General features: G+C 60.4%; 5 protein-coding genes. 1 reads left to right on the top strand and 4 read right to left on the bottom strand.

The features are described from left to right. Positions 1-532: class I SAM-dependent methyltransferase (locus ACETWG_08850; GenBank protein MFB0516700.1), on the top strand; the 532-nt coding region annotated here is incomplete at its 5' end. A gap of 122 nt (positions 533-654) precedes the next feature. Here ACETWG_08850 and rsmA read toward each other — a convergent pair. The 4 genes from rsmA to metG all read right to left on the bottom strand — a co-directional run. Then, the gene (gene rsmA, locus ACETWG_08845) at positions 655-1,482 is read right to left on the bottom strand and encodes a 16S rRNA (adenine(1518)-N(6)/adenine(1519)-N(6))-dimethyltransferase RsmA (GenBank protein ID MFB0516699.1); all 828 of its coding nucleotides are present in this window, start codon (positions 1,480-1,482) and stop codon (positions 655-657) included. Continuing rightward, positions 1,466-2,242: a TatD family hydrolase gene (locus tag ACETWG_08840; protein MFB0516698.1), complete on the bottom strand. Its 777-nt coding sequence runs from the start codon at positions 2,240-2,242 to the stop codon at positions 1,466-1,468. Before ACETWG_08840 ends, rsmA begins: the two co-directional genes overlap by 17 nt. A gap of 93 nt (positions 2,243-2,335) precedes the next feature. Next, positions 2,336-2,725, bottom strand: coding sequence for a four helix bundle protein (locus ACETWG_08835; GenBank protein ID MFB0516697.1), 390 nt, complete (start codon positions 2,723-2,725; stop codon positions 2,336-2,338). A gap of 92 nt (positions 2,726-2,817) precedes the next feature. Beyond that, positions 2,818-3,284 (bottom strand): methionine--tRNA ligase subunit beta (gene metG / locus ACETWG_08830; GenBank protein MFB0516696.1); only part of this gene is annotated, 467 nt, incomplete at its 5' end.

The raw sequence follows: 3,284 nt of genomic DNA, 5'->3' as shown, positions 1-3,284 counted from the left end.
CGAACGGGTGGACAACGGCCGGGTGGAGTGGTACGACTTGGATTTACCGGAGGTCATCGGGCTGCGTCGGAAGTTCATCGGCGATGAAGGGGAACGCTACCATCTGCTGGGCTGCTCGGTGCTCGAGGACGCCTGGCTGGAGGCGGTGAAGGTGCATTCTCAGCGCCCCTTCCTGTTCTTGGCCGAAAACGTCTTCGTCTTCTTCATGGAAGCGCAGGTCAAATCGTTGGTGCTCAGGCTGCGCGACCATTTCCCCGGTGCGGAGCTGGTCTTCGACGGCTGGACGCCATTCTTCGTCTGGCTGGGTAACCGCCAACTCTCCAGCTCAAAGTTTGCAGGCCTCTTGCACTGGGGATTCTGGCGCAGCCAGGCGCTCGAAGGCTGGGGCGAGGGCATCCACATGCTCGGCCAGTGGGGCTTCTTCGACCAGCCTGAGCCGCGGATGGACTCCTTTCGCTGGATGGCCCCCATCTTTCGCTTGTTCAAACCAATGCGCATTTTCCACTTCCAGCTTGGAAAGGCGGCAGGGTAAGAGAGGCTTTGGCGGGTATCAATTCTGGCCCGGGAAAAGAAAGAGTAGTATCGCAAGCTCGCTGCGTGAGATTCCTGGTCTATGATTGAGGGGTACGGGGCGGGCCGCCCAGCTCCAGTCCGTTAGGCCAATAACTCCCTTACAATCTCCAGATAACCTGCCACCGCCACCTCCTCCGCCCTCAAATCCGCCAGCCCCAGCTCTGCCAGCAGTTCCCCGGCCTCCAGTGACTTCAACGCATTGGCCAGCTTCTTGCGGCGCTGCCCGAAAGCCAGCCGCACTACCTGCGCAAACAGCTCCTCATCGGCAATAGCTCCGTGCTCCTGCTGCGGCTCCAGGCGCACCAGAGTCGAGTCCACCCTCGGCCGAGGCCGGAAGACGCTGGCGGGCAGATTGAAGCAGCGCCGCACGCTGGCCTGCGCCTGGACCATCACCGACAGCCGCCCGTAGACCTTACCTCCGGGGGCAGCCGTCATCCGCTCGGCCACTTCCTTCTGCACGATAAAGTGCGCGTCCCGCCACCGCCCCCGGTGCTCCAGCAGCCGGAACAGCAGCGGCGAGGTAATGTTGTAGGGAAGGCTGCCATAGACCCGGCTCCCGGTCGGCAGGAGCTCCTCCAGGTCCACCTCCAGGATGTCGTCCTGAATGATCGTTACGTTGGAGGGGGCCAGCGCCCGGAGCGGCTCCACCAGCAGGGGGTCTATCTCCACCGCCGTCACCGAGCCGGCTCGCTCAGCCAGCGGCAGGGTCAGCTCCCCGTGGCCGGGACCTATCTCCAGGAACGTGTCCTCCGGCTGCGGATCGATGGTTGCCACGACCTTGCGGATGAGGTTGGGGTCAACCAGGAAGTGCTGCCCCCAGCGCCGTCTGGGTCGCGGCTCGTCCCGCTGATAGCGGGGCCAGCGCTTGCGGGCCGGGGGAGGTGAGAACAGTTTAGCCGCTGCTGACATTCAGCCTGCTGAACAACCGCTTAGCGTTAGCTGTCGTGATGCGCGCCACCTCCTCAAGGGGCAGCCCACAGATCGCGGCTACCCTCTCCGCCACCAGCCGCACGAAAGCCGGCTCGTTGGTCTTGCCCCGGTGCGGCACCGGCGCCAGGTAGGGGCTGTCGGTCTCTACCATCACTCGCTCCAGGCCAATCTGCTCCAGAACCGCCGCGTTCCGGCTCTTCCCGAAAGTCACCGTCCCGGTAAAGGAAATGTACAGACCCAACTCGATGGCCTGGCGGGCAAATTCCGGACTGGAGGAGAAACAGTGCAGAACCCCTTGTGGATACCCCACCGTGTTAATCGTTGCTAAAATGTCGTCATCGGCCCGGCGGTTGTGCACAATAACCGGCAGCCCCAGTGAACGCGCCAGCTCCAGCTGCCCCTGGAATAATGCCCGCTGTACTGCCCGGGGACTCAGGTCGCGGTAGTAGTCCAGCCCGGTCTCGCCGATGGCCACTACCTTGTGGTGGACCGCCAGGGACTCCAGTCGCTTTAGTATCTCCGGCGGGGCGTCTCTGGCATCGTGGGGATGCACACCCACCGCGGCCCAGACCTGCGGGTATCGCTCCGCAATGGCAACGGCCTGCCGCGAGGTGGGCAGGTCCAATCCCACGCAGATGACCGCCGCCACACCGGCATCAGCGGCCCGCTGGAGGACTTCCTCCAGATTGTCCTGATAGTCTTCAGCAAACAGGTGCGCGTGGGTGTCGATTAAATGCATCCTGTTAAAAAGAAGTATCTAGTTACAGGTTTCAAGTTTCAAGTATCTGGTTCCGTGGGAACAGTTGTTAGCCTGTCAATTCTCGGCATATGCTTAAAACTTGGCCCCTTTGATGCTGGATTGTTTCAAGTAGGAGATAAATCCGGCAATAAGCCGACGGGTTTCATCCGTGAGTTCTGCCAGCGCAACGAATTCATCCTTATTCAAATATCCCTGATCCCTGGCAACGTACAAGTGTGACTTCACTTCCCCGGCCGAGCCTTTGGCAATCGACAGAAACTGAATGAATTCTTTCGTGCCATCCCGCTCATATCCCTCAGCTACATTCGACATAACCGATACACTAGCCCGTTGAATCTGATCGCGCAAGCCAAAATCCTTCGAAAAAGTCCCTTTCCTCGTCACAGCGTAGATCGCTTTCGCTAATTCACGAGCCTTCTGCCAGGCATCAATCTCTTCTATGCTCCGAAAAGTCGCCATCATCGTTTACTCTTTAAATTATAGAACTCCCACCCGCAACTCGGAACTAGAAACTCGGAACTAGTAACTCGAAACTAGTAACTCGAAACTAGTGACTACCCCACCTTAAGCCCTGGCTCCATTTCCGGATCATCCACCGTCGCCAGTACCAGCCGCCCGTCCTTACCTTCCGCCGCCAGCAGCATCCCCCGGCTCTCCTCGCCCCTGATCTTCACCGGCTGCAGGTTGGTCACCACCACAATCCGCCTGCCGATGAGCTCTCCCGGACCATAGTGCTGCGCGATGCCGGCCACTATCTGACGCTCCTCGGCCCCCAGCGAAATCCGCAGCTTGAGCAGCTTCTCCGTCCCGGCCACCTTCTCCGCCGCCCGCACTTCCGCCACCCGCAGGTCCACCTTCTGAAAGTCATCGAAGGTGATTACGTTTACAGGCTCCTCTTCCATGGGCTCCGGTGCGGCGGCTTCCGCCAACTTCTCCAGCCGCGGAAAGGGTGCCTCTCCCTCCTCCAATAACATCCCCGGCTGCAGGCGACCCCAGCTGAAATCCGCTAGCGGGATTTCCC

This window comes from Candidatus Neomarinimicrobiota bacterium (genome assembly GCA_041862535.1).
Classification (GTDB): Bacteria; Fidelibacterota; Marinisomatia; order SCGC-AAA003-L08; family TS1B11.
The sequence above is the reverse complement of the archived record's forward strand: the minus strand, read 5'-3'. Positions and strand labels throughout refer to the sequence as shown.

Excerpts from the sequence above, each read along its gene's own strand:
- rsmA (MFB0516699.1), bottom strand. The coding sequence starts at position 1,482 with ATGTCAGCAGCGGCTAAACTGTTCTCACCTCCCCCGGCCCGCAAGCGC.
- ACETWG_08840 (MFB0516698.1), bottom strand. The coding sequence starts at position 2,242 with ATGCATTTAATCGACACCCACGCGCACCTGTTTGCTGAAGACTATCAG.
- ACETWG_08835 (MFB0516697.1), bottom strand. The coding sequence starts at position 2,725 with ATGATGGCGACTTTTCGGAGCATAGAAGAGATTGATGCCTGGCAGAAG.